Genomic DNA, 442 nt, shown 5'->3' with positions numbered 1-442 from the left:
CGATCGCATCGGCATTGGGCCCATAATGCGCGAGCCGCTCGTCGGCCTGCGCTGTGGTCAGCCCGTCATGGCCGCAATCAAGCTCAATCGATACTGCGTCGGCGCTGCGCGTCCAAAACGGCGCGGTGGGGGAGCCGGGGGCGGGGGCGTGCATCCTGCCACTATCCGTCGGCGGTGGGCGCGCGGTAGCTTCGGAAACTACGCACGCGCCCGGTGGTGAATCGTGCCGCTGTCAGAGTTTGCCGGCACCCGCATTGGCGATAACGGTGCCGATCAGACCGGTGGTCGGCTTGAGCACATAGCTGTAATTGGCGGCGGGCGACCAGGTGCTGGCGGTAACGGCAGCGTTGGAGGCGCGCAGCGGGGTGGTGACATCGACGGTAACGCCGTTCAACTGCGTGCCCGAATCGGCAAAGGTCGACGCGCAATCGTCGGCGGTATA

At 66.3% G+C, this 442-nt stretch carries 2 protein-coding genes; both read right to left on the bottom strand.

Features of this window, described 5'->3' with window-relative positions; translation table 11 throughout:
• On the bottom strand, positions 1–154 hold a 154-nt coding region (locus AACY08_RS30765; protein ID WP_445262074.1), incomplete at its 3' end, for a cation-transporting P-type ATPase.
• Between the two features lie 78 nt (positions 155–232).
• Positions 233–442: hypothetical protein (locus AACY08_RS29850; protein ID WP_339472689.1), on the bottom strand; the 210-nt coding region annotated here is incomplete at its 5' end.

The sequence above is a fragment of the Pseudomonas sp. EL_65y_Pfl1_R83 genome (assembly GCF_963970695.1).
Taxonomy (GTDB): Bacteria; Pseudomonadota; Gammaproteobacteria; order Pseudomonadales; family Pseudomonadaceae; genus Aquipseudomonas; species Aquipseudomonas tritici.
This window is presented reverse-complemented; position numbering and strand designations above follow the sequence as displayed.